Genomic DNA, 23,658 nt, shown 5'->3' on the forward strand with positions numbered 1-23,658 from the left:
TGTCGTCTTTTCGTCCAAGCAGCGCTGATCTTTGTCCATGGACGGTGATCGACGCCAGGGGTGAGGCTGGGTGCATGAGCGAGTTCACCGTGGGTGAGACGGACTTCCTGCTGGACGGGCGGCCGGTGCGGCTGCTGTCCGGCGCGCTGCACTACTTCCGGGTGCACGAGGCGCACTGGGGTCACCGGCTGGCGATGCTGCGGGCGATGGGCCTCAACTGCGTGGAGACGTATGTGCCGTGGAACCTGCATGAGCCGCGGCCGGGCCGCTTCGAGGACGTGCAGGCCCTGGGCCGTTTCCTGGACGCGGCCCGGGAGGCGGGGCTATGGGCGATCGTGCGGCCCGGACCGTACATCTGCGCCGAGTGGGAGAACGGTGGTCTGCCGCACTGGCTGACGGGCGAGCTGGGCACGCGCGTGCGTACGCGTGACGAGCGGTTCCTGGGACACCTGGAGCGCTGGTTCGGTGCGCTGCTGCCCGGGATCGTGGACCGGCAGATCGACCGCGGCGGCCCGGTGATCATGGTGCAGGTGGAGAACGAGTACGGCAGCTACGGCTCGGACGCCGAGTATCTGCGCCGCCTCGCCGGTCTGCTGCGGGCGCAGGGTGTCACGGTCCCGCTGGTCACCTCGGACGGCCCGGAGGACCACATGCTCAGCAGCGGTTCGATCCCGGGTGTGCTCGCCACGGTGAACTTCGGCTCCCACGCGCGCGCGGGCTTCGAGACGCTGCGCCGGCACCGCCCCGAAGGGCCGCTGATGTGCATGGAGTTCTGGTGCGGCTGGTTCGACCACTGGGGCGGCGAGCACATCACGCGCGACGCCCAGGACGCGGCGGCCGCCCTGCGGGAGATCCTGGAGTGCGGGGCGTCGGTCAACCTGTACATGGCGCACGGCGGCACCAGCTTCGCCGGCTGGGCGGGCGCCAACAGGGGTGGCGGCGCGCTGCACGAGGGGCCGCTGGAGCCGGATGTGACCTCGTACGACTACGACGCCCCGATCGACGAGTCCGGAAATCCGACGGACAAGTTCTGGCGCTTCCGGGAGGTGCTGGCCGAGTACGCGCAGGGCCCGCTGCCCGAACTGCCGCCCGCTCCCCCGCGGTTGGGCACGGAGGCCGCGGTGCTGCTGACCGGCCGGGCGCCCCTGGGCGCCGTACTGGACAGGCTCGGCGGCCCGGAGACGTCGGCGCCCGTCCCGCCCACCTTCGAGGAACTGGACGTGGACCGGGGCCTCGTACGGTACGAGGTGACAGTCCCCGGACCCCGGCAGCCGTACCCTCTCGTCGCCCGCGGACTGCGGGACCTGGCGGTCGTGTACGTCGACGGCGAGCGGGCCGGTGTGCTCGCCGAGGGCGACGAGCAGCTCAAGGAGCCCGTCGCCGGGCACGCGCGCGTGGAGTTGTGGGTGGAGTCCTTGGGGCGGGTCAACTACGGGCCGCGCAGCGGTGAGCCCAAGGGCATCACCGGGGGTGTGCTGCACGAGCGGCAGTATCTGCACGACGTACGCGCGCGTGGGCTGCGGCTGGACGCACTGGACGACATCGGGGACGTCGCCTTCGAACCGATGGCGGGGGACGGCGCCCGGGGGCTGTACCGGGGCACCGTGACGGTGCGGGGCGCCGGGGACGCGCAGCTCGAACTGCCGGGCTGGACCCGGGGGTTCGCCTGGGTCAACGGGTTCAACCTGGGGCGCTACTGGTCGGCAGGCCCGCAGCGGTCGCTGTATGTGCCCGGCCCCGTGCTGCGCGAGGGCGAGAACGAGGTGTGGCTGCTGGAGCTGGAGGAGTCGGCCCCGGAAGGCACGGAAAGCGTTCTTCTGCGTACTGCCTAGAGTGCGTCCGCCGCCTGGGCCACGGCGCTCGCGAAGGTGCTGACCTGCGTGTAGATGCCGGGCACGCCCGGGCGTGCGCAGCCGTTGCCCCAGCTGGTGATGCCGGCCTCGATCCAGTGGCCGGTGTCGTCCTTGCGGAACACGGGGCCGCCGGAGTCGCCGGAGCAGGTGTCGGGCCGCAGCCCATGGAGAGGCGGACCATGAACGGGAACTCGTTCTGCGCGGCGGGCGTTCCTCCGACGACGGGCGCGCGCGTCGTCTGCGTGGCCTGCGCGGCGAGGGGCTGCAGGCTCGCGACGGCGAGGACTACGGCACCGGCGACCACGGAGGAGGCGTGCATGACAAGGGCGGATGTCACGCCCGCACCATGGAACCCGGCCAGGGGCAATCCGCTCACCTAACCGTAGAGTGGAATCGGGTTCAGGGCGTCTTGGGGGTTCAGGCGTGGCGAACGGCGGACCGGTCGAGCACGGCTACCCACACCTGGAGACGGTGCGGGCCGCCATCACCGCGCTCTACAAACGGTTGTCGTACGACACCATCCAGACCTTCTCCAGCAGCGTCCTGCCCGCCGATGTGGCCTTCTGCGACACGGACGACCTCTATCTGGGCGCCCAGCGGGTGGCCCGCGAGCTGGTGCGCCACTACCGTCTGCCGGACGCCCGGCTGGTCGTCGGCTTCCGCGAGATGCAGCACGCCGCGAACGTCGAACTCGCCGCGGGCCCCGAGTACTTCGTCGAGCTGAACGACCGCTTCCGCACCCACCGCCGCGACATCGGCGCCGCCCTGGCCCACGAGGTCATGCACGTCTATCTGCACCGCCTGGACCTGTCCTTCCAGGGCACCCGCGACAACGAGATCCTCACGGACACGGCGACGACGTACCTGGGCGCGGGCTGGCTGCTGCTGGACGCCTACCGGGAGGACTCGGCGTCCTCCCAGAAGCTCGGCTATCTCACCCCCGAGGAGTTCGGCTACGTCCTGGCGAAACGCGCGCTGGTCTTCGGCGAGGACCCGTCGATCTGGTTCACCAGCCCCCAGGCCTACGAGGCCTACTCCCGGGGCATGGCAAAGGCCCGGCACGACGAGCAGCAGCCCCCGCTGACGGCGGCCGGCTGGGCGGGGCGCCGCCGCTATGCCCGCGACCGGCGGCACGCCCAGGACACCCACGCCGCGTCGCGCCCCGGGGTGCCGTACACGTTCACTCCCGACGGGCGGGGTCCCCTCCGGGTGTCGTTCCCCTGCCCGACCTGCCATCAGCGCATCAGGGTACCGGTACGGGGGCACGTCCGTGCGCGGTGCGGGCTGTGCCGGACTGTGCTGGAGTGCGACACCTAGCCCTCTGGGTGCTCCGCCCCCAGACCCCCGCTTCGGCCTGAACGGCCTCGTCCTCAAACGCCGGACGGGCTGAAAGACCTCATGCCCCGGCCGGGCTGGAAGACATCGCCCGGCGCGGCAGCGCGGCACACAACACCGCGCACACCACGAACGTCCCGGTCACCCACGGCATCGCCGCCGTCAAGGCGTCCGTCAGGCCGGTCCCGGCGTGGTCGAAGAACACCGTCCCGACGACCGCCGCGCCCAGCGCACCCCCGAACTGCTGTGCCGTGGAGAAGATCCCGGACGCGCCGCCCGCCAAGTCCCCCGGGACGGCGGACAGCACCACGTTCACCAGGGGCACCACCAGGCATCCCAGCCCCGCCCCCGCGATCACCAGCCCGGGCACGAGCGGCCACGCCCCGGTGTGTGTGGTGGACGCGCCGGTGACCGCCGCCCACACCCAGCCGCAGCCGCCCGCCATCATCAGCGCACCGGCTCCGAGCACCAGACGTCCGAACCGCACCGCGAGTCCGTCCGCGGCAGGTGCCGTGAGGAAACCGCCGACCGAGAAGGCCACGGTCACCACTCCGGCCTGCATCGGCGTGTAGCGCTCGCCGCCCTGCAGCCAGAGCGCGAAGACCAGGAAGAACCCCTGCATGCCGACCGAGAACAGCAACTGCACCAGCACACCCACCGAGAACGCGGGCAACCGGAACGCCCGCGCCGGCAGCAGCGGCACCGTCCCCGCCGCACGCCGCCGCGCCTCGAACACCCCGAGTCCGGCGACGGCGCAGACACCCGCGGCCAGGCAGACCCAGCCCCACAGCGGCCACCCGTTCTCCCGGCCCTGCACCAGCGGCAGCACGATCGCCACCAATCCCGCCGCCAGCACCAGGCTCCCGAGCACGTCCGGCCGCCCGGCCGACCGCTCCTTCGTGGACGGCACCAGCACCAGCCCCGCAGCCAGCGTCGCCACCGCCACCGGCACGTTCACCAGGAACACCGAGCGCCAGCCCCAGCCGAAGAGATCGGCATCGGTCAGCAGCCCGCCGAGCAGCAGCCCCACCGCCGAGGCGAACCCGGCGACGGCCCCGTACACCCCGAAGGCCGCACCGCGCTCCTTGCCCCGGAACAGCGTGCGGAACGAGCCGAGCACCTGCGGCACGAGCACCGCCGCCAGCACGCCCTGCACGGCCCGCGCGGCGATCAGCTGCCCGGGCGATTGGGCGAGACCGCATCCCAGGCTCGCCAGCCCGAACCCTGCGGTGCCGGCGAGGAACAGCCCCCGGCGCCCGAAGCGGTCCCCGAGATGTCCGGAGACGATCAGTGTGGCGCCGAAGGCCAGCAGATAGGCGGAGACCAGCCACTGCAGATCACTCTGCGAGGCGTGCAGGTCACGGCCGATGGACGGGATCGCGACGTTCACGATCGTCACGTCCAGCAGGTCCATCAGCGCCGCGATCATCATCACGACGGCGGCGGCCCAGCGGCGCGGATACGGATCCGCCTCGGTGGGCGGGGCTGTGGCAAGGGTTGTGGTCATGGCGTCTCCCGTTGGCTTCCGTTGGCTTCGGATTTATTTCGTTCGGACTAACGAAAGACTTGCACCGGTGCTTCCGTGATCGCAAGTACTTAGTTCGACCGAACGAAATATTTGCTACGCTGACGCCATGAGCCAGGTGCCGAATCTTGAGGCGGCCGTCCCCTGGGACGACAAGCGGCGGGCCGAGACGCTGTTGCGGCTGTTCGCCGTGGGCCGGGAGAACAGCGGGAGCACGGTGATGTTCCATTCCGCGGTGGCCGCCAAGCAGGGCCTGAACCCGACCGAGGAGAAGGCCCTCGACCTCCTGGAGCGGCACGGTCCGCTCACCGCGAAGGATCTCGCCGAGCGGACCGGTCTGGCCCCCGCCTCCGTCACCGGCCTGGTCGACCGCCTTGCGGGCAAGGGATTTGTACGCCGGGTCAAGCACCCGACGGACAAGCGGCGGGTGCTCGTCGAGCTGAACCGGGAGAAGATCGCCCACCTCTTCGCGTTCTTCGAGGAGTGGGCGCGCGAAATCGCCGCGGCGTGCGAGGAGTTCAGCACGGACGAGCTGGACACCGTGATCCGCTTCCTGCAGGTGATGACGGAGGAGCAGCGCAAGGCAGCCGCCCGTCTCGGCGCCTGAGCGCTCAGGCGCCGTACACCGTGCCCGGCTCCGCCGCCTCCGCCAGCAGTTTCAGCGCCGTCTCCCCCGCCTCCCCCGGGCTCCAGCGCGCCCCCTTGTCGGCGCTCGGACCCGGCCGCCAGCCCTCCATGACCGTGATCCGGCCGCCCTCCGCCTCGAAGACGCGGCCCGTCACGCCCGCACTCGCCGCAGAACCGAGCCAGACGACCAACGGCGACACGTTCTCGGGTGCCATCGCGTCGAAGCCGCCCGCGGGCGCCGTCATCGTCTCGGCGAAGGTGCGTTCCGTCATGCGGGTCCGGGCCGCGGGGGCGATCGCATTGACCTGGACGCCGTACCGGGCGAGTTCGGCCGCGGCGACGAGTGTCAGGCCGACGATGCCGGCCTTCGCGGCACTGTAGTTGCCCTGCCCGACCGACCCCAACAGCCCTGCTCCACTGCTGGTGTTGACGATCCTGGCCACCGGCATACGGCCCGCCTTGGCTTCCGCGCGCCAGTGCGCGGCCGCGTGCTTCAACGGCAGGAAGTGGCCCTTGAGGTGGACGCGCAGGACGGCGTCCCAGTCGTCCTCGTCGAGGTTGACGAGCATCCGGTCGCGCAGGAAGCCGGCGTTGTTGACGAGGGTGTCGAGCCGGCCGTACACCTCCAGGGCGGTCGCGACCAGGGAGGACGCCCCTTCGGTGGTGGCGATGTCGCCGCCGTGGGCGACCGCCTCGCCGCCCGCCGCGCGGATCTCGTCGACGACCCGCCGGGCCGGGCTGTCGGGGCCCGGTGCCCCGTCCAGTCCCACGCCCAGGTCGTTGACGACGAGCCGCGCCCCCTCCGCCGCGAACGCGCGCGCGTGCGCTCGCCCGAGTCCGCGGCCGGCACCGGTGACGACCACGACCCGCCCGTCGCAGATTCCGCTCATCTCACATCTCCTTGTTGGCAGTTGCGGCGTCGAGGAAGGCGGGTCGCTCCCCTCCTCCGTGCACGAGCAGGCTCGCCCCGCTGATGTAGGCGGCCGCGTCGGAGGCGAGGAAGACGGCGGCCGCCCCGACGTCGGCGGGCGTGGCGAGGCGGCCGAGAGGCACCGTGCGGGAGACCGCGTCGACGCCGTCCTCGCCGCCGTAGTGGAGGTGAGCCAGTTCGGTACGGACCATGCCGACGACGAGGGTGTTGACGCGCACCTCGGGTGCCCACTCCACGGCCATCGAGCGGGCGAGGTTCTCCAGGCCGGCTTTGGCCGCCCCGTACGCCGCGGAACCGGGCGAGGGCCTGCTCCCGCTGACGCTGCCGATCATCACGACGGCGCCCTTCGCCCGCCTGAGGTGCTCGTACGCGGCGAGGGAGGCCGTCAGCGGGGCGAGGAGGTTCAGCTCGACGACGCGCGCGTGCCGTTCGGCGTCCGCGTCGGCCAGCCGCCGGTAGGGCCCGCCGCCCGCGTTGTTGACGAGGACGTCGAGCCGGGGCAGGGCGGCGAAGAAGGCACGGACGGCGGGCGGGTCGCGCAGGTCCAGCGAGGCGAACTCGACTCCCTCGACGGGCACTTCGGGCGGCCTGCGTGCACAGGCGACGACCTGCGCACCGGCCTGCACGAACGCCTTCGCGATCCCGGCCCCGACGCCGCGGGTTCCGCCGGTGACGACGACGGTCCTGCCGCTCAGCTGCGGTTGGCGGAAGTTATCCACAGGCCTTCCCGCTCCGATCCGAGGGCTGCTAGCTTCGAAGCCTCGCACCTAACAAATGTTTGGTGGAAAGGCGTTGGTTGGAAAGGTAGCTGATGTGCCCATGGGTGTCTCCACCTCGTCCCCGGAAAAGGGGCCCGAAAAAAATGGAATCGCCGTCGTGACGGTCGACTTCCCGCCGGTGAACGCGGTGCCGGTGGACGGCTGGTTCGCCCTGGCCGACGCCGTGCGCACGGCGGGCCGCGACCCGCAGGTGCGGTGCGTGGTGCTGGCCGCGGAGGGGCGGGGGTTCAACGCGGGCGTGGACATCAAGGAGATACAGGCGCAAGGCTCCAGCGCGCTGGTCGGCGCCAACCGCGGCTGCTTCGAGGCGTTCGCGGCGGTGTACGAGTGCGCGGTGCCGGTGGTGGCGGCGGTGCAGGGCTTCTGCCTGGGCGGCGGGATCGGGCTGGTGGGGAACGCGGACGTGATCGTGGCGAGCGAGGACGCCGTCTTCGGGCTGCCCGAGCTGGACCGGGGCGCCCTGGGCGCGGCCACGCATCTGGCCCGCCTGGTCCCACAGCACCTGATGCGCGCGCTGTACTACACCTCCCGCACCGCGAGCGCGGCCGAGCTGCATGCGCACGGCTCGGTGTGGCGCGTGGTGCCGCGCGACGAACTGCGCGCCGCCGCCCTGGAGTTGGCGCGCGAGATAGCCGCCAAGGACGGCGAGCTGCTGCGCCTGGCCAAGGCCGCCATCAACGGCATCGACCCGGTCGACGTGCGCCGCAGCTACCGCTTCGAGCAGGGCTTCACATTCGAGGCGAGCACGGTCGGCGTGGCCGACCGGGTCCGCGACACCTTCGGCAAGGAGAAGGAGGGTGCGTAGGTGTGAGTGACAAGACGATGACCGCCGAGCAGGTCGTCTCCCGCCTGGAGAGCGGCATGACCCTCGGCATCGGCGGCTGGGGTTCACGGCGCAAGCCGATGGCCCTGGTGAGAGCACTGCTGCGGTCCGATGTCCGCGACCTCACGGTCATCTCGTACGGCGGCCCGGACGTCGGCATGCTGGCAGCGGCAGGACGCATCCGGAAACTGGTCGCCGCCTTCGTCACCCTCGACTCCATCCCGCTCGAACCGCACTACCGCGCGGCCCGCGAGCGCGGTGCCTTCGAGCTGATGGAGATCGACGAGGCGATGTTCATGTGGGGGCTGCACGCGGCGGCGAACCGGCTGCCGTTCCTGCCGGTGCGGGCCGGGATCGGCTCGGACGTGATGCGGGTCAACCCGGGCCTGCGGACGGTGACTTCGCCGTACGCCGACGGGGAGACGTTCGTGGCGATGCCCGCCCTGCGGATGGACGCGGCGCTGGTTCATGTGAGCCGCGCCGACCCGCTGGGCAACGGGCAGTATCTGGGCCCCGACCCGTACTTCGACGACCTGTTCTGCGAAGCGGCGGACGCGGCGTACATCTCCTGCGAGCGGATCGTCGACACGGCCGAGCTGACGAAGGAGGCGGCACCGCAGACCTTGCTCGTCAAACGCCATACGGTGACCGGGGTCGTCGAGGCACCGAACGGCGCCCACTTCACGTCCTGCGCGCCCGATTACGGACGGGACGAGGCCTTCCAGAAGCAGTACGCGTCCACGCCCTGGCCGGAGTTCGCCGCACGCTTCCTCGCCGGGGACGAACAGGCCTACCGGTCGGCAGTCGAGGAGGCCGGGGCATGAACGAGATCACCCGCGCCCCTCTTCTCCCACCCACCCGCACCCCTCTTCTCCCACCCACCCGCGCCGAGTACTGCGTGATCGCCTGCGCCGAGGCCTGGCGGGGCAACGGCGAGGTGCTCGCAAGCCCCATGGGGCTGATCCCGTCCATCGGCGCCCGTCTCGCCCAGCTCACCTTCTCCCCCGACCTGCTGCTGACCGACGGCGAGGCCATGCTGGTCCGCCCGGACGGGACCACCGAGGGCTGGCTGCCCTACCGACAGCACCTGACCCTGGTCAGCAGCGGCCGTCGGCACGTGATGATGGGCGCGAGTCAGATCGACCGGTTCGGGAACCAGAACATCTCGTGCATCGGTGACTGGGAGAAGCCGAAGCGCCAGCTGCTCGGGGTGCGCGGCGCACCGGTCAACACCCTCAACAATCCGACCAGTTACTGGGTACCGAGGCACTCCCGGCGCGTCTTCGTCGAAAAGGTCGACATGGTGTGCGGAGTCGGATACGACCACGCGGCCGCGCATCCGGACACGGCCCGCTTCCACCGCATCCCGTGTGTCGTCTCCGATCTGGGAGTCTTCGACTTCGCCACCCCCGACCACTCGATGCGACTCGCCGCGCTGCACCCGGGGGTCACGGTGGAACAGGTCAGGGAGGCAACCGGCTTCGACCTGGCCGTCCCGGACGAGGTGCCGCCGACCCGCGAGCCGACCGCCGAGGAGCTGCGGCTGATCCGCGAGGTGATCGACCCGGCCGATGCCCGGACCAGGGAGGTCGCCTCATGATGGAGACGGCCCTCACCCGGCTGGTCGGGGTCCGGCATCCGATCGTGCAGACCGGCATGGGCTGGGTGGCGGGCCCGCGCCTGGTCTCCGCGTCGGCGAATGCGGGCGCGCTGGGCATCCTGGCCTCCGCGACCATGACCGTCGACCGGCTGCGCGAGGCGATACGGGAGGTGAAGTCCCGTACCGGGGCGCCCTTCGGGGTCAATCTCCGGGCCGATGCCTCGGATGCCGGCGACCGGGTGCGGATCCTGATCGAGGAGGGCGTCCGGGTCGCCTCGTTCGCCCTCGCCCCCTCCGCCGAACTGATCGCGGAGCTGAAGGAGGCGGGCGTGGTCGTCATCCCCTCCATAGGCGCCCGCCGGCACGCCGAGAAGGTCGCGGCCTGGGGCGCCGACGCCGTGATCGTGCAGGGCGGCGAGGGCGGCGGGCACACCGGCGAGGTCGCGACGACCGTCCTGCTGCCGCAGGTAGTGGATGCGGTACGGATACCGGTCGTGGCGGCGGGCGGCTTCTTCGACGGACGGGGGCTGGTCGCGGCGCTGGCGTACGGGGCGGCGGGGATCGCGATGGGCACACGCTTCCTGCTCACCTCCGACTCGACGGTGCCGGACGCGGTGAAGGCGAGATACCTGGCAGCAACGGTCCGGGACATCACCGTGACCACGGCAGTCGACGGCCTGCCGCACCGGATGCTGCGCACGGAACTGGTGGACTCCCTGGAGAGATCCGGCCGTGCGCGGGCTCTGCTGCACGCCGTCCGCCGGGCGACGGGCTTCCGGAAGCTGTCCGGCCTGACCTGGCGGCAGATGCTGCACGACGGCCTCGCCCTGAAGCACGGCAAGGAACTCTCCTGGAGTCAGGTCCTGCTCGCCGCCAACACCCCGATGCTGCTGAAGTCGGCGATGGTGGACGGTCGTACGGACCTCGGGGTGATGGCTTCCGGACAGGTCGCCGGGGTGATCGAGGACCTGCCCTCCTGTGGGGAACTGGTGGAGCGGATCGTCAAGGAGGCGGACGAGACCCTCAAGCACCTGGAGTCGCTCAGATCCGCTCGATGATCGTCACGTTCGCCTGCCCCCCGCCCTCGCACATCGACACCACCCCCAACGGCCCCCTCGCACCGCTCGACCCCTGGGGGGTCTCCCAGGCTTCGGGAACCTGCGCCGGACTCCGTCCGTCGAGTGGGGCGAACGCGCCGTCGTCGCCGTCACAGCCGCTCGATGATCGTCACGTTCGCCTGCCCCCCGCCCTCGCACATCGTCTGCAGTCCGAACCGGCCGCCGGTGCGCTCCAGTTCGTGCAGCAGGGTCGTCATGAGCTTGACGCCCGTCGCGCCGAGGGGGTGGCCGAGGGCTATGGCGCCGCCGTTGACGTTGACCTTGTCCGGGTCGGCGCCGGTTTCCTTCAGCCAGGCCAGGACTACCGGCGCGAAGGCCTCGTTGATCTCGACGAGGTCGATGGCGTCGATCGGCAGCCCGGTCTTCTTCAGGGCGTGGGCGGTGGCCGGGATGGGGGCCGAGAGCATCCGGATCGGGTCCTCGCCGCGTACGGAGAGGTGGTGCACGCGCGCGCGTGGCGTCAGCCCGTGCTCGCGTACCGCCCGCTCCGAGGCCAGCAGCATCGCGGCCGCGCCGTCGGAGACCTGCGAGGAGCAGGCGGCGGTGATGGTGCCGCCGTCGAGGACCGGCTTGAGCCCGGCCATCTTCTCCAGGGAGGTGTCCCGGCGGGGGCCCTCGTCGACGGCGACCGGGCCGTGGGCGACGGTCTCGCGGTCGAAGCGGCCTTCGTCGATGGCCCGCAGCGCCCGCTGGTGGGACCTGAGCGCGAACTCCTCCTGGTCCCGGCGGCTGATCCCCCACTTCGCGGCGATCATCTCGGCCCCGACGAACTGGTTCACCGGCTGGTCCCCGTACCGCGCGCGCCAGCCCTCGCTGCCCGCGAAGGGCCCCTCGGTGAACCCCAGGGGCTCGGCTGCCTGGCGGGTCGCGAAGGCGATCGGGATCTGGGACATGTTCTGCACGCCGCCCGCGACCACCAGGTCCTGTGTGCCGGACAGCACGGCCTGCGCCGCGAAGTGCACGGCCTGCTGCGAGGAGCCGCACTGCCGGTCGATCGTCACGCCCGGCACCTCCTCGGGCAGCCCTGCCGCCAGCCAGCAGGTCCGCGCGATGTCCCCGGCCTGCGGCCCCACCGTGTCCAGACAGCCGAACACGACGTCCTCGACGGCCGCCGGGTCCACGCCGGAGCGCGCGACCAACTCCTTCAGCACATGCGCGCCCAGGTCCGCCGGGTGGACCCCGCTCAGTCCGCCCCCGCGCCGCCCGACGGGCGTACGGACCGCTTCGACGATGTAGGCCTCGGCCATGACAACTTCCCAGCCTTCCCAGACTCCGCGGGCTTTCCAGTGAGTTACATGCGTACGGCGATCCCGTCCAGCACCATCGACAGGTACTGCCGGGCGATCTCCTCCGGGCTGTGCTGTCCGCCGGGCCGGTACCAGGACGCGGCCACCCACACGGTGTCGCGCACAAAGCGGTAGGTGAGCCGGACGTCGAGGTCGGCCCGGAAGACCCGGGCGGCGACCCCGCGCTCCAGCGTGGACAGCCACGCCTTCTCGAACTTGCGCTGCGACTCGGCCAGGAACCCGAACCGCTCCTGCGCGAGCAGCTGCTTGCTCTCCTTCTGGTAGATCGCGACGGCGGCGCGATGCCGGTCGATCTCCCGGAACGACTCTGTGACCAGGGCCTCCAGGGTCTCCCGCGGTCCCAGCTCGGCGTCCAGGACGGTGTCGTAGCCGCCCCAGAGCTCGTCGAGGAAGGTACGCAGGATCTCCTCCAGCATCGATTCCTTGGAGTCGAAGTGGTAGTAGAGGCTGCCCGCGAGCATGCCCGCATGGTCCGCGATCTTGCGTACGGTGGTGGCGTTGTAGCCCTGCTCGGCGAAGACCTCGGCGGCGGTGTCGAGGAGTTCGCGGCGGCGGGCGGGCGCGGCGGTCACCTGGGGCTTCTTCTTGGTCGGCACGGTTCCATTGTCGTCCTACGCATAAGGCGTCCTACGCATGCTGGCTGCTGACGGAGACGACTTCCCCCGTCATGTACGAGGAGTAGCCCGACGCCAGGAACACAATCACGTTGGCCACCTCCCAGGGCTGCGCGTACCGCCCGAAGGCCTCGCGTGCGGTCAGTTCCTCCAGCAGTTCCGGCGTCGTCACCTTCACCAGGTGCGGGTGCATGGCGAGGCTCGGCGAGACGGCGTTGACCCGCACGCCGTACTCGGCGGCTTCCAGCGCCGCGCACCGGGTCAGCGCCATCACCCCCGCCTTCGCGGCCGCGTAGTGCGCCTGCCCGGCCTGGGCGCGCCAGCCGACGACGGAGGCGTTGTTGACGATCACGCCGCCCCGCCCGTCCGCCCGCATCAGCCGCAACGCCGCCCGTGTGCACCGGAACGTGCCGTTCAACGTCACGTCCAGCACCTTCGACCACATCTCGTCGCTCATCTCGACAAGGTCCGAAGTGCCGCCCAGACCGGCGTTGTTGACGACGACGTCCAGCCGTCCGTGCTCCCGCACCGCGGCCTCGAACAGCGCCTGCACCTGGCCCTCGTCGGTGACGTCGCACGGCAGGGCGGCGACCGACGAGGCCCCGAACTCGCCGGCGAGCTCGGCCTCGTACTCCTTGAGGCGCCGCACATGCGCGTCGCCGATCAGCACACGCGCGCCCTCCTCCAGGAAGCGCCGCGCGGTCGCGCCGCCGATGCCCGCTCCGGCCGCCGCGGTGATGACGGCGGTGCGCCCCTTCAGCAGCCCGTGCCCCGGCTCGTACTCGGGACTCTCGACGACTGTCATAGCCCCACGCTAACCTACCAAACACTTGTTAGGGAAGGATGGCAGCCGATGGATCTCGCCTTCACGCAGGACGAGGAGGCCTTCCGTGCCGAGGCCCGGGCCTGGCTCATGGACCGGGTGCCGCGCGCTCCCCTGCCGTCCCTGGAGACCGCGGAGGGCTTCGCGGCCCACCGTGCGTGGGAGGCCGAACTGGCCGCGGACCGCTGGTCGGTCGTCAACTGGCCGAGGGAGTACGGCGGGAGGGACTCCGGCCTGATCCGGTGGCTGCTCTTCGAGGAGGAGTACTGGGCGGCGGGCGCCCCGGGCCGGGTCGGCCAGAACGGGATCAGTCTGCTCGCCCCGACCCTCTTCGACCAGGGCACCGAGGAGCAGAGAGCCCGCGTGCTGCCGCCCATGGCCACCGGCGAGGTGGTCTGGGCGCAGGCGTGGTCGGAGCCGGAGGCGGGTTCGGACCTGGCGTCCCTGCGGTCGAGGGCGGTGCGCACGGACGGCGGCTGGCTGCTGAGCGGGCACAAGACGTGGTCGTCGCGGGCCGCCTTCGCCGACCGCGCCTTCGGCCTGTTCCGCAGCGACCCGGACGCCCCGAAGCCCCACCAGGGTCTGACCTACCTGATGTTCGACCTGCACGCGCCCGGCGTCACGGTCCGCCCGATCGGCCGGCTCGACGGGAAACCGGCGTTCGCGGAGCTGTTCCTGGACGAGGTGTTCGTGCCGGACGACGACGTGATCGGCAAGCCCGGCGAGGGCTGGCGGATCGCGATGTCGACGGCGGGCAACGAACGGGGGCTGATGCTCCGCTCCCCCGGCCGTTTCCTGGCGTCCGCGGAACGCCTGCGGCAGCTCTGGCGGCGAGAGGACAGCCCGCAGCACACCCACGACCGGGTGGCCGACACCCTGATCGGCGCCCGCGCGTACCAGCTCTTCGCGTACGCGGCGGCGTCCCGCTTCCTGGAGGGCGAGTCCATCGGCCCGAAGTCCAGCCTGAACAAGGTCTTCTGGTCCGAGCTGGACCTCGCCCTGCACGAGACGGCGCTCGATCTGCTCGACGGGGAGGGCGAGTTGGCGGACACGGCCTGGTCCGAGGGGTACGTCTTCTCGCTCGCGGGCCCCATTTACGCGGGCACGAACGAGATCCAGCGCGACATCATCGCCGAGCGCCTGCTCGGCCTGCCGAAGGGGCGTCGCTGATGCGTTTCCTCCTCGACGCGGAGCAACTGGCCTTCGCCGCTTCGCTGAACGCGATGCTTACGGCCGCGGACACGCCTTCGGTCGTACGGGACTGGAGCCGCGGCGACCACACGAGCGGCCGCGCGCTGTGGTCCCGTATAGCGGACGCGGGCGTCTTCGCACTGGCGGTCCCCGAGGAGTACGGCGGCCTGGGCCCCCGTCCCGTCGAACTCGCCGTTGCCTTCGTCGAGTTGGGGCGGCACGCGGTGCCGGGTCCGCTGGTGGAGACGGTCGCGGCGGCCGCGTTGTTCACCGAGCCGAGCCCGGCCGCGGGGCGTCTGCTCCCACCGCTGGCGTCGGGCGAGGCGATGGCGACACTCGCGTACGAAGGTGCGTACGCGCTGGATGCGGACGTGGCGACCACCCGGATCTCCCTGACACCCGACGGTCCCCGGCTCACCCCCGGCCACGGCCCGGTGCGGCCCTCTCTCGACCCTGCCCGCCGGCTCTTCCCCCTGGCACCCGGCGGCGAGCTCCTCACCGCCGCGCCGCCCGTCGAGCACGCCCTCACCCACGCGCGCCTCGCCACCGCCGCCCAGGCCCTCGGCGTCGGGATCGCGCTCCTCGACAGGACCGTCGCGTACGTCAGGCAGCGCACCCAGTTCGGCGTCCCCATAGGTTCGTTCCAGGCGGTCAAGCACCGCCTGGCCGACGCGAAGATCGCGTTGGAGTTCGCGCGCCCCCTGCTGTTCGGCGCCGCGCTCACCATGACCCCCGCAGACGTCGCCGCCGCCAAGGTCACCGCGTGCGAGGCGGCGTACGCCACCGCGCGTACGGCCCTGCAGCTGCATGGCGCGATCGGCTACACGGCGGAGTACGACCTGTCCCTGTGGCTGGCCAAGGCTCGCGCTCTGCGCACCGCGTGGGGCGGACCGCAGGAGTGCCGGGACCTGGTTCTCAGTGGTGGTGATCGCCGCTGGTGAGTTCCTTGTACTCCTCCGCCGTCGGCTTCGGGATGTGCGACTCGGACCCGAACATGACCCGGGCCAGCCGGGCCCGCACCCGCTGCCTGGGCTTGACCGGCCGCCGCACGCCGTTCGCGTCGACGAGCGGGCCGATCTCGTAGGGCGGGTTCTGCTCGTGCTGGGTGAGGGTGAACAGCTGGTCCTGCTCCAGGGGTTCGTGGACCTCGACGAACTCGCCGTGCGGCAGCCGTTTGATGGTGCCGCTCTCCCTGCCGTGCAGCACCTTGTCCCGGTCCCGGCGCTGCAGACCCATACAGATCCGCTTGGTGACGAGGAACGTGACGACCGGCGCCAGGAAGAAGGAGATACGTACGAACCAGGTGATCGCGTTGATGGACAGATGCAGATGTGTGGCCACGATGTCGTTGCCGCCGCCGATCAGCAGCACCGCGTACACGCTCAGCCAGGCCGCGCCCAGACCGGTGCGGACGGGCGCGTTGCGCGGCCGGTCCAGGATGTGGTGCTCGCGTTTGTCGCCGGTGATCCACGCCTCGACGAAGGGATACACACCGAGGGCGAGCAGGATCAGCGGGAAGAGCGAGAAGGGGATGAAGACGCCGGGCTCCAGCGTGTGGCCCCAGAAGTTGAGCTCCCATCCCGGCATCACCCGGATCAGGCCCTCGGAGAAGCCCAGATACCAGTCGGGCTGGGCGCCGGTGGTCACCAGATCCGGCCGGTAGGGGCCGAAGGCCCACACGGGGTTGATGCTGGCGATGCCGCCCATGAACGCCAGCACACCGAAGACGAGGAAGAAGAAGCCGCCCGCCTTGGCCATGTAGACCGGCAGGAAGGGCATCCCGATCACGGACTTCTGGTCCCGTCCGGGCCCCGGGTACTGCGTGTGCTTGTGGTAGAAGACCAGGATCAGATGGGCTACGACCAGGCCCAGCATGATCCCCGGCAGCAGCAGGACATGGATCGGGAAGAGCCGCGAGATGATGTCGTGCCCCGGGAACTCCCCGCCGAACAGGAACATCGACAGATACGTCCCGACGATCGGGATCGACAGGATCGCGCCGTCGGCGAAGCGGATTCCGGTGCCGGACAGCAGGTCGTCGGGGAGCGAGTAGCCGGTCAGGCCGGTGATGATGCCGAGCATCAGCAGGGTCCAGCCGAACAGCCAGTTGATCTCGCGCGGTTTGCGGAAGGCTCCGGTGAAGAACACCCGCATCATGTGGATCAGCATGCCGGCGATGAAGACCACGGCGGCCCAGTGGTGGATCTGCCGGATCAGCAGCCCGCCGCGCACATCGAAGCTGATGTCGAGCGTGGACTCGTAGGCCCGGGTCATCGGGATGCCGTTGAGCGGGGTGTACGTGCCGTGGTAGATCACCTCGACGCCGCTCGGCTCGAAGAACAGGGTGAGATAGATGCCGGTGAGGATCAGGATGATGAAGCTGTAGAGGCAGATCTCCCCCAGCATGAAGGACGGGTGGTCCGGGAAGACCTTGCGCATATTGGCTTTGGCCAGCCCGTACAGCCCGAGCCGCCCGTCGGCCCAGTCCGCGAGCTTCTCGCCCGCGCCCGCCGGCTCCCTGCGCGCGGAGCCGGCCGCCTCGTTCCCCGATCGTGCGCCGTCCATATGTTCGTCGCCTCCCCGTAGGATCATCCTCAGGGTGGCACGGCGTCCCGGGTAAGCCAACGGTGAGAGCAGCCGTACGAGTGACTGCCGCCGGGCACCGGCCTCAGGCCGGCCGCACGATCCCCTGCGCCCGCGCCGCCGCCAGCCACATCGGGAACTCCCCGACCAGCCGGTCGTACAGCTCCGCGTCGGACACCTGCCCCGGATCCGACCCGGCGTGGAAGAACCCGGCGTTGTCGACGACCCGCTTGTGCGGCACCGCCAGCTCGTCGAGCTTGCGCAGGAAGTCGAACTGCTTGCTGCCAGGGTCTCCGAAGCCCACGAACTGCCAGAACAGCGGCAGCCCGGCCGCCTTGCACAGATAGCGTTCCGCGGCGAGCTTGTTGATCGGGCCGCCGTCGGTCTGGAAGACGACCAGCGCGGGGGCCGTGGAGCCGCTGTCGAGGTAGTGGTCGATCACGGCGTCCATCGCCAGGTGGTAGCTGGTCCTGCCCATGTGTCCGAGCCCGGCCGCGATCTTCTCGATCCGTCCCCGGTGTCCGGCGAGGTCGATGTCCGACACAGCGTCGACGTCCGTCGAGAAGAACACGACGGGCACGGTCCCGTCGTCGTCGAGATGCGCCGACAGCCCCAGCACCCGGTCGGCAAGGGCCTGCACACTGCCGTCCTGGTAGTACGGCTTCATCGACCCGGAGTAGTCGACGACGAGGTACACCGCGGCCCGCAGCCCGTCCAGCCCGTGCTTCTGCAGCGACACTCCGGCACTCTTGTACAGGCTGACCAGCGCGGGTGCCGTCTCCTCCACCTTGCGAAGACTGATCGCCGCCATACGACTCCCCCTCGATCACCAAAACCAGCTGCCGAGGTTACGTCACTCCGACCCCACCCCACCCTCCGGCCACAGGTGTTCGCTATTTTGTTCGCCGCCGTCCCCACCGGCTCGCCGCCCGTCCCACCCCTCCGAGGAGCCGGCTGTGGAATCCGAGTCCACCGTCACCACCTGCTACCGCCATCCCAAGGTGGAGTCCCACGTCCGGTGCACCCGCTGCGACCGGTACATCTGCCCGGACTGCATGCGGGAGGCGGCCGTCGGCCACCAGTGCGTGGAGTGCGTGAAGGAGGGTGCGCGGTCGGTGCGGCAGGCGCGTACGGCGTTCGGCGGCCGGATCACGACGGCGCCCCTGGTGACGTACGTCCTGATCGGGCTCAATGTGCTCGCTTACCTGGGCGAGTTGGTGCGGCCGTCGATCGTGGACAAGTTCGAGATGCTGGGCCGCGGGCTGGTCGGGCCGGACGGCGGCCACTACATGTGGGCGGCCAACCACCCCTCGGACTACCACGCCGAAGGGCTCGTCGCCGGGGAGTGGTACCGCCTGCTGACCGGCGCGTTCCTGCATCTGCCGGTCGCCGAGGGGACGTTCGGGATCATGCACATCGTGATGAACATGGTGTCGCTGTGGAACATCGGCCGGGTGGTGGAGTCCCAGCTGGGCCGGATCCGCTACATCACGCTCTACCTGCTGTCCGCGCTCGGCGGCTCGGTCCTGGTCCTGCTGATCGCGCCGGACACCCCCACGCTCGGCGCGTCCGGCGCGATCTTCGGCCTCGGGGCGGCGTACTACGTGTTGGCCCGCCGCCTCGGCGCCGACATGAGCCAGGTCAACCGTTTTATGTCGGGCCTGCTGCTGTGGCTGGTGCTCTCCGCGTTCGTCACGTCCTGGCAGGGCCACCTCGGCGGCCTGCTGGCGGGCGGCGTGGTGACACTCTCGTACGCCTATGCACCCCGCGACGGCCGCCGCTCCCTGATCCAGGCGGGCGCCTGCGTCGCCCTGCTGGCGCTGCTGGTGATCCTGACGGTCGCCAAGGTCACGCAACTGACCGCCTGAGCGGCCCCGGCACCGCCCAGGGCTTCGTGGCCGGTGCCGGGAACAAGGCCGCCTAGCCTCCGCCCCACTTCTCCCGCAGCACCTCCTCCGCCGGTTTCCCGTGCGGGGTGTACGCCAGCCGCACGGGCGTCTCGCCGCTGTCGGGCCAGTCGTCCCACATCCACCAGCACACGCCGACCCACCAGCGTCGGCCGGTGAAGGAATCCAGCAACGCCCGGTAGGCGGCGGCCTGTTCGGCGGGGGCTGTGTGCCCGCTGACGGTCCAGGAGTACGGGGCGGTCGTGGAGCCGCGCTGGCTGACGTAACCGGCCTCGGTGAACAGGATGCGGCGGCCCTGGTGCCCGGCGTACGCCGCGAGTTCCTTCCTGATCGGCTCCCAGGCGCGGCGCAGCCGGCCGGTGTCGGCGGTGGGGTGGTCGGACAGCGGCCAGTAGGCGTCGATGCCGATCAGGTCGAGGTCCTTCCAGAAGCGGATCTTCTTGTACTCGTCGTAGTTGGCGGCGTAGGTCAGGGGGCCGTCGTAGTGGTCACGGACGTCCTTGATGACGTCCCGCCAGTCGGTCGAGTCGCCGGAGACTCCGGCGAGTTCGGTGCCGACCGCGAACTGCTCGGCCCCGGTGTCCGCGGCGAGGTCGGCGTAGTGGGTGATGAAGCGGCGGTACGAGGTGAACCAGGCGGCGCGGTCGCGGGGACGGATCTCGGCGCGGTCGGCGTCGCCGGGCAGGTCGATGTGCGGCTTGATCATCACCTTGAGGCCGAGTGCGTGCGCCCGGCGCACGATGTCGCGCAGGCTGGTGTCGCTCGCGGTCTCCTGGGTGGTGTGCATGCCGGAGTCGGTGCGGCGCTTCTGGTACCAGGTCGGGGTGAAGGTGACCCAGCGGGCGCCGGTGGCCCGGATGCCGCGCAGATAGCGGTCGGCGGCCGGGCTGTCGTAGTCGGTGCGGTACCAGGAGGGCAGGGCGATGCCGCGCATGGCCGGACTCTCCTTGCCGGGTCCGCCGGTGTCCGTGTCCTTGGCCGCGCTGTCGGTCGTACACCCCGTCGCGGCGAGGAGGACCGCCGCCACACAGGCGACGGTCCTCCTCCTGGTGTGTGCCCTCACAGGCTGCTCGGGCTGACGAAGGTGTAGCCCAGCGCCTTGATGCCGTCGATCGTGTCCTTGAGCGGCTGGGTCGGGTAGTAGGGGTGGTAGAAGAAGCTGGCGAATCCGTCGCGGACGGCCAGGTTGGCCTTGGCCGCGGCGATGAGGTCGGCGGGCAGCCGCGGCGGGTGGTTGTTGTAGGCCACCGGCTCGTAGTTCCCGATGTCCTCCGGCAGCACCTTGGTCCCGTACACGTCCTTCACCACGTACGGGAAGAACTGCCCGATGAACACGTTGGGACCTGCGGAGTTGCCGCTGAGCGTGCCCGAGAAGTACAGCGAACGCTCCAGGCGCGCCGAGAAGTTGGAGCTGAACACCTTGTAGTCGGCGGCGGAACCCGCGTAGTGCGGGGTGGTCCACAGCGTCGGCTTCGGCAGCCCGGCAGCGGTGAACTGGGCCAGCGCGCTGGTGATCCGGCTCTGCGCCCAGACGGTGGAGTCCTCGGCGACCGGGCCGTCGTAGACGACGTTGTTCGCCGCGTCGACGTGCGCCCGGTAGAACTCGAAGTCGTCGCCGGTGACGCCGTCGTAGGGGTTGGCGATGTTGCTGTACTGGTGCGTGTAGCCGTGGTCCATCAGGACCGCGCCCCTGGCCAGCATGTACTTCAGGGCGCTGACCACCTGCGGGCGCTGGGCGAGCGTGATCGTCTGCGGGACGCCGTTGTTGTAGTAGCCGTTCGGGTCCGTGTAGGTGGGGATCACGTTGATGCCGTAGGGGATGTTCTGCGACTTGAGGTAGTCGGCCGTCGTCCGGAGTTCGGTGGGATCCGAGTCGGGGCTGATGTCCTCCAGTCGTACGACCGCGCGGTGCCGTTCGGTCGTGGCCGGCGCGAGGGCGTCGAACATGAGGTCCTCGATGACGATGACGCGGTCGCTCTCGGAGACGTACGCGAAGGGGATCTCACCGATGTAGGTGAGGTTGGAGGAGCGGATCGCCCACCCGAAGGTGTGCCCGTTCGAGGTGTCCAGTCCCTCCGCGAGCCTGGTGACCGCGGGATATCCGGTGCCCGTGAGGACATTGGGGCGCAGCACGCCGCCGTCCTGACCTGCCGGGATGTTCCGGGTGAGGGCCTGGTTCTTGTACGTCACCTGCGTCACGGTGCCGATCGAACCGCCGTCCTCGTAGTACGACGTCGTCGGGTCCCAGCCGTACTTCTGGGTGAAGGCGGTTACGCCCGTGGAGTTCGCCATGTTCCAGATGTTGTCGCCCACCCAGATCACCGGCTTGGTGCTCGCCGCGGCGTCGGCGTAGAACGCGGCCGGGATCGCGTCCGGGATGTCGCCGCCGTAGTAGGTCGAGCCGAGGTAGATCACGGCCGAGTAGGAGTTGATCATTCCGGCGGTGTACTGCTGGACGGGCTTGGCCGTCACGGTGCCGAAGTGACCTGCGAGATTGGCCGTGGCCATGGCGTACAGCTCGCCCAACTGGCCATAGGGTCCTGCGGTGTCGTAGAGGACGAGGGTGGTCGGGTCGGCCGCGGCGGCGACGGGCGCGGGCCGCAGCAGGGCCGCCTGCCGGGTGAGCGCCGTGGCGGTGCGGACCGGTAAGCCGGCCGCGGCCGACAGCGCCGAGCCCTTCGAGTGCGGCTTGGCATGGCGCGCCTCGTCGGCCTTGAGCTGGACCTTCGCCCAGCCCTTGAGGTCGACATGGCTCATTCCGGATTTGCCGCCGACGGCTTCATGGCCGTGCCCGTGTCCGTGGCCGACGGCCTGGGCGTTCGCGGCCAGAAAAGTGCCGCTCAGCAGGGCGGCGAGCAGCAGAAGAACCACGGAAATCTTCGAGAGTCCTCGTCCCCGAGGACGGATCATTGATCTCACGATCTTTCCCCCCACTTTGCCAATCATTGGCAAAGGTTTTTCCGAATAGGAAGTCACCGATTCTTGTGCGCGATCAAGAAGGGTGTCAATGGGTCGAAAGGTGAATTCCTGGAGTGGTATACGACTCCATCAGAAGATAGGACATGTCCTTTTTCCTCATACTCTCCCGACTCGGTCGGGACGTCTGCTACGTTCACTTTCGCGCGATGGGGACGCGCTGTGAAAAATGGGGGGAAGATGTACGGACGACCCGCTTTGGGGACACTGTTACCCCTGGCAGGGGCGATGGCGGCACCCGAGGCAATACCGGGGCTGCCTCTGGCCAAAGCCTTACAGGCTGCGGCCGGGGCGGGATTCCTGCTCTATTGCCTGACGGCCTGTCTGATTCTGCTGGCCCGGATACGACTGCGCCGACAGGCGCACAGAGTGCAGGCCGACACCGGGAGCGGCCATGATCACTGAACTGCTCCTATGGGCGAGCATCACTTTGATCGTAATGGCCGGCTGCTACAACACGAGCCTGTTTCTGCTGTCGAGACGCAGAATTCGGCGCTCCCGATCAGACCGAAAAGAACGGTTGTACGTATTCCTCGTCGCCTGCCTCAACGAAGAAAAGGTGCTTTCCGAAAGCCTCGCGCGCATCACCTCGCTGCCCGCCCGGAATTTCATGGCGTTGGTGATCGACGACGGCTCCGACGACCGTACCTCCGAGATCGCCCTGGCCGCGGATCCGGACCTTGTCCGGCTGCATCGGCGCACCCCGCCGAACGCACGCAAGGGGAAGGGCGCCGCACTCAACGACGGAGTGCGTCACCTGCGGGAGTCCGGCCTGCTCGCCGGCCACGACCCCGCGGACGTGGTCCTCTGTGTGGTCGACGCGGACGGCCGGCTCGACCCGCACGTCGTGCAGTCGGTCGACCCGTACTTCGACGATCCGAAGACGGGCGCGGTCCAGGTCTGCGTGCGGATGTACAACCGGCGGTCGGGACTGCTCGCCCGCATGCAGGACATGGAGTTCGTCGTCTACGGCGACGTCTTCCAGAGCGCACGCCGATCCATCGGCAGTGTGGGCATGGGCGGCAACGGGCAGTTCATGCGGCTGTCGGCGCTCAACACCCTTGACGGGGACGGGCCTTGGAGCGACAGCCTCACCGAGGACCTCGACCTCGGGGTGCGGCTGATCGCCAAGGGCTGGACCAACCAGCACTGCACCGCCGCCGCCGTCTCCCAGCAGGCCGTGCTCAGCCTCAGACGTCTGATCCGCCAGCGATCCCGCTGGTTCCAGGGCCACTTGCAGTCGGCCGGACTCGTCCCGCTCATCCTCAGGGACGTGCCGACCCGGGCGGCACTCGATCTGCTCTACCACCTCTCCAGCCCGGTGTTGATCCTGCTCACCTCGCTGCTGCCGCTGTCCTTCCTCGTCGCGCTGGGCGCCACCACCGTGGCCTCCGTCCAGGTCGGACACCCGCTCGTCTCGCCCATGTGGCTGCTCGGCCCGTACCTGCTGTCGTTCACGGCCGCCTACGCATACGGCTTCGTGTACGCCAAGCGCGAGCGCGAGCTGGGCCTGGTGCGCTCGGTGCTGCTCGCCCACCTCTTCGTCTTCTACGGCTACATCTGGTTCGCCGCCGGCTGGTGGGGTTTCTGGCGGATGCTCACCGGCCAGCGGGGCTGGCTGAAGACCGCTCGTACCTGAGGACGGCTCGACCGCTCGACACCTGAG

General features: G+C 70.2%; 21 protein-coding genes and 1 pseudogene. 11 read left to right on the forward strand and 11 right to left on the reverse strand.

The annotated features are described in order from the left end of the window. The first annotated feature begins 74 nt into the window (after nucleotides 1-74). Nucleotides 75-1,832, forward strand: a complete 1,758-nt coding sequence (locus P2Q00_RS09025; protein WP_275771268.1) for a glycoside hydrolase family 35 protein — start codon at nucleotides 75-77, stop codon at nucleotides 1,830-1,832. Here the strand turns inward: P2Q00_RS09025 and P2Q00_RS51085 are convergent. Continuing rightward, nucleotides 1,829-2,005 (reverse strand): annotated as a pseudogene (locus P2Q00_RS51085) (trypsin-like serine protease); the annotation flags it as partial. The gene P2Q00_RS09025 and the pseudogene P2Q00_RS51085 overlap by 4 nt on opposite strands. Nucleotides 2,006-2,276: 271 nt before the next feature. On the opposite strand from P2Q00_RS51085, the gene P2Q00_RS09035 reads away from it, so the two are divergent. Continuing rightward, on the forward strand, nucleotides 2,277-3,170 hold the full coding sequence (locus tag P2Q00_RS09035) for a hypothetical protein (RefSeq protein WP_275771270.1): 894 nt from the start codon (nucleotides 2,277-2,279) through the stop codon (nucleotides 3,168-3,170). A gap of 79 nt (nucleotides 3,171-3,249) precedes the next feature. Here the strand turns inward: P2Q00_RS09035 and P2Q00_RS09040 are convergent, their stop codons facing one another. Then, the gene (locus P2Q00_RS09040) at nucleotides 3,250-4,695 is read right to left on the reverse strand and encodes an MFS transporter (protein ID WP_275771271.1); all 1,446 of its coding nucleotides are present in this window, start codon (nucleotides 4,693-4,695) and stop codon (nucleotides 3,250-3,252) included. A gap of 127 nt (nucleotides 4,696-4,822) precedes the next feature. Here P2Q00_RS09040 and P2Q00_RS09045 point away from each other — a divergent pair, with 127 nt between their 5' ends. Then, entirely contained in the window at nucleotides 4,823-5,320 is a 498-nt protein-coding gene (locus tag P2Q00_RS09045) for a MarR family winged helix-turn-helix transcriptional regulator (protein ID WP_275771273.1), read from the forward strand. A 4-nt stretch (nucleotides 5,321-5,324) separates the two neighbouring features. Here P2Q00_RS09045 and P2Q00_RS09050 read toward each other — a convergent pair whose 3' ends face one another. Beyond that, on the reverse strand, nucleotides 5,325-6,230 hold the full coding sequence (locus P2Q00_RS09050) for an SDR family oxidoreductase (protein ID WP_275771274.1): 906 nt from the start codon (nucleotides 6,228-6,230) through the stop codon (nucleotides 5,325-5,327). A gap of 1 nt (nucleotide 6,231) precedes the next feature. Beyond that, nucleotides 6,232-6,990, reverse strand: a complete 759-nt coding sequence (locus P2Q00_RS09055; protein WP_275771275.1) for an SDR family oxidoreductase — start codon at nucleotides 6,988-6,990, stop codon at nucleotides 6,232-6,234. A 100-nt stretch (nucleotides 6,991-7,090) separates the two neighbouring features. Here P2Q00_RS09055 and P2Q00_RS09060 point away from each other — a divergent pair, with 100 nt between their 5' ends. The 4 genes from P2Q00_RS09060 to P2Q00_RS09075 are packed head-to-tail and all read left to right on the forward strand — an operon-like array spanning nucleotide 7,091 to nucleotide 10,531. Continuing rightward, a complete protein-coding gene (locus tag P2Q00_RS09060; RefSeq protein ID WP_275771277.1) occupies nucleotides 7,091-7,855 on the forward strand; it encodes an enoyl-CoA hydratase family protein in 765 nt (254 codons plus the stop codon). 2 nt (nucleotides 7,856-7,857) lie between these two features. Continuing rightward, nucleotides 7,858-8,697 (forward strand): CoA transferase subunit A, encoded by an 840-nt coding sequence (locus tag P2Q00_RS09065; RefSeq protein ID WP_275771279.1) that lies wholly within the window; start codon nucleotides 7,858-7,860, stop codon nucleotides 8,695-8,697. Beyond that, nucleotides 8,694-9,473: a CoA-transferase subunit beta gene (locus P2Q00_RS09070; protein WP_275771281.1), complete on the forward strand. Its 780-nt coding sequence runs from the start codon at nucleotides 8,694-8,696 to the stop codon at nucleotides 9,471-9,473. The genes P2Q00_RS09065 and P2Q00_RS09070 overlap by 4 nt, the downstream gene beginning before the upstream one ends. Beyond that, a complete protein-coding gene (locus P2Q00_RS09075) occupies nucleotides 9,473-10,531 on the forward strand; it encodes an NAD(P)H-dependent flavin oxidoreductase (protein WP_275771866.1) in 1,059 nt (352 codons plus the stop codon). Before P2Q00_RS09070 ends, P2Q00_RS09075 begins: the two co-directional genes overlap by 1 nt. Before the next feature lie 149 nt (nucleotides 10,532-10,680). Here the strand turns inward: P2Q00_RS09075 and P2Q00_RS09080 are convergent, their stop codons facing one another. Genes P2Q00_RS09080 through P2Q00_RS09090 form a run of 3 tightly spaced genes read right to left on the reverse strand, consistent with a single transcriptional unit; the run spans nucleotide 10,681 to nucleotide 13,317 of the window. Continuing rightward, nucleotides 10,681-11,838 carry an acetyl-CoA C-acetyltransferase gene (locus P2Q00_RS09080; protein WP_275771283.1) on the reverse strand — a complete coding sequence of 386 codons (1,158 nt, stop codon included), beginning with the start codon at nucleotides 11,836-11,838 and terminating at the stop codon, nucleotides 10,681-10,683. Between the two features lie 44 nt (nucleotides 11,839-11,882). After that, on the reverse strand, nucleotides 11,883-12,494 hold the full coding sequence (locus tag P2Q00_RS09085; protein WP_275771285.1) for a TetR/AcrR family transcriptional regulator: 612 nt from the start codon (nucleotides 12,492-12,494) through the stop codon (nucleotides 11,883-11,885). Between the two features lie 31 nt (nucleotides 12,495-12,525). Continuing rightward, nucleotides 12,526-13,317 carry an SDR family oxidoreductase gene (locus P2Q00_RS09090; protein ID WP_275771286.1) on the reverse strand — a complete coding sequence of 264 codons (792 nt, stop codon included), beginning with the start codon at nucleotides 13,315-13,317 and terminating at the stop codon, nucleotides 12,526-12,528. 48 nt (nucleotides 13,318-13,365) lie between these two features. On the opposite strand from P2Q00_RS09090, the gene P2Q00_RS09095 reads away from it, so the two are divergent. Together P2Q00_RS09095 and P2Q00_RS09100 are read left to right on the forward strand one after the other, a co-directional pair. Next, nucleotides 13,366-14,505, forward strand: coding sequence for an acyl-CoA dehydrogenase family protein (locus tag P2Q00_RS09095; protein ID WP_275771288.1), 1,140 nt, complete (start codon nucleotides 13,366-13,368; stop codon nucleotides 14,503-14,505). Continuing rightward, on the forward strand, nucleotides 14,505-15,467 hold the full coding sequence (locus P2Q00_RS09100; RefSeq protein ID WP_275771291.1) for an acyl-CoA dehydrogenase family protein: 963 nt from the start codon (nucleotides 14,505-14,507) through the stop codon (nucleotides 15,465-15,467). The genes P2Q00_RS09095 and P2Q00_RS09100 overlap by 1 nt, the downstream gene beginning before the upstream one ends. Here P2Q00_RS09100 and qcrB read toward each other — a convergent pair. Then, the gene (qcrB, locus tag P2Q00_RS09105; protein ID WP_275771293.1) at nucleotides 15,442-17,091 is read right to left on the reverse strand and encodes a cytochrome bc1 complex cytochrome b subunit; all 1,650 of its coding nucleotides are present in this window, start codon (nucleotides 17,089-17,091) and stop codon (nucleotides 15,442-15,444) included. The genes P2Q00_RS09100 and qcrB overlap by 26 nt on opposite strands. 103 nt (nucleotides 17,092-17,194) lie before the next feature. Continuing rightward, entirely contained in the window at nucleotides 17,195-17,920 is a 726-nt protein-coding gene (locus P2Q00_RS09110) for a vWA domain-containing protein (RefSeq protein ID WP_275771295.1), read from the reverse strand. A gap of 145 nt (nucleotides 17,921-18,065) precedes the next feature. On the opposite strand from P2Q00_RS09110, the gene P2Q00_RS09115 reads away from it, so the two are divergent. Then, a complete protein-coding gene (locus P2Q00_RS09115) occupies nucleotides 18,066-18,977 on the forward strand; it encodes a rhomboid family intramembrane serine protease (protein WP_275771297.1) in 912 nt (303 codons plus the stop codon). A gap of 52 nt (nucleotides 18,978-19,029) precedes the next feature. Here the strand turns inward: P2Q00_RS09115 and P2Q00_RS09120 are convergent, their stop codons facing one another. Both P2Q00_RS09120 and P2Q00_RS09125 read right to left on the reverse strand, forming a co-directional pair. After that, on the reverse strand, nucleotides 19,030-20,043 hold the full coding sequence (locus P2Q00_RS09120; protein ID WP_275771299.1) for a glycoside hydrolase family 113: 1,014 nt from the start codon (nucleotides 20,041-20,043) through the stop codon (nucleotides 19,030-19,032). Between the two features lie 32 nt (nucleotides 20,044-20,075). Beyond that, complete coding sequence (locus P2Q00_RS09125; protein WP_275771300.1) at nucleotides 20,076-21,887, reverse strand: DUF2334 domain-containing protein; 1,812 nt, start codon at nucleotides 21,885-21,887, stop codon at nucleotides 20,076-20,078. Between the two features lie 544 nt (nucleotides 21,888-22,431). Between P2Q00_RS09125 and P2Q00_RS09130 the strand changes: the two genes are divergently transcribed. After that, entirely contained in the window at nucleotides 22,432-23,631 is a 1,200-nt protein-coding gene (locus tag P2Q00_RS09130) for a glycosyltransferase family 2 protein (protein WP_275771868.1), read from the forward strand. Nucleotides 23,632-23,658 lie beyond the last annotated feature (27 nt).

It is taken from the genome of Streptomyces coacervatus, from assembly GCF_029223485.1.
In the GTDB taxonomy this organism is placed as follows: domain Bacteria; phylum Actinomycetota; class Actinomycetes; order Streptomycetales; family Streptomycetaceae; genus Streptomyces; species Streptomyces coacervatus.

Coding starts and splice junctions, on each gene's coding strand:
- P2Q00_RS09060 (WP_275771277.1), top strand. CDS start 7,091: ATGGGTGTCTCCACCTCGTCCCCGGAAAAGGGGCCCGAAAAAAATGGA.
- P2Q00_RS09080 (WP_275771283.1), bottom strand. CDS start 11,838: ATGGCCGAGGCCTACATCGTCGAAGCGGTCCGTACGCCCGTCGGGCGG.
- P2Q00_RS09040 (WP_275771271.1), bottom strand. CDS start 4,695: ATGACCACAACCCTTGCCACAGCCCCGCCCACCGAGGCGGATCCGTAT.
- P2Q00_RS09130 (WP_275771868.1), top strand. CDS start 22,432: ATGGCCGGCTGCTACAACACGAGCCTGTTTCTGCTGTCGAGACGCAGA.
- P2Q00_RS09070 (WP_275771281.1), top strand. CDS start 8,694: ATGAACGAGATCACCCGCGCCCCTCTTCTCCCACCCACCCGCACCCCT.
- P2Q00_RS09110 (WP_275771295.1), bottom strand. CDS start 17,920: ATGGCGGCGATCAGTCTTCGCAAGGTGGAGGAGACGGCACCCGCGCTG.
- P2Q00_RS09075 (WP_275771866.1), top strand. CDS start 9,473: ATGGAGACGGCCCTCACCCGGCTGGTCGGGGTCCGGCATCCGATCGTG.
- P2Q00_RS09045 (WP_275771273.1), top strand. CDS start 4,823: ATGAGCCAGGTGCCGAATCTTGAGGCGGCCGTCCCCTGGGACGACAAG.
- P2Q00_RS09090 (WP_275771286.1), bottom strand. CDS start 13,317: ATGACAGTCGTCGAGAGTCCCGAGTACGAGCCGGGGCACGGGCTGCTG.
- P2Q00_RS09025 (WP_275771268.1), top strand. CDS start 75: ATGAGCGAGTTCACCGTGGGTGAGACGGACTTCCTGCTGGACGGGCGG.
- P2Q00_RS09100 (WP_275771291.1), top strand. CDS start 14,505: ATGCGTTTCCTCCTCGACGCGGAGCAACTGGCCTTCGCCGCTTCGCTG.
- qcrB (WP_275771293.1), bottom strand. CDS start 17,091: ATGGACGGCGCACGATCGGGGAACGAGGCGGCCGGCTCCGCGCGCAGG.
- P2Q00_RS09050 (WP_275771274.1), bottom strand. CDS start 6,230: ATGAGCGGAATCTGCGACGGGCGGGTCGTGGTCGTCACCGGTGCCGGC.
- P2Q00_RS09095 (WP_275771288.1), top strand. CDS start 13,366: ATGGATCTCGCCTTCACGCAGGACGAGGAGGCCTTCCGTGCCGAGGCC.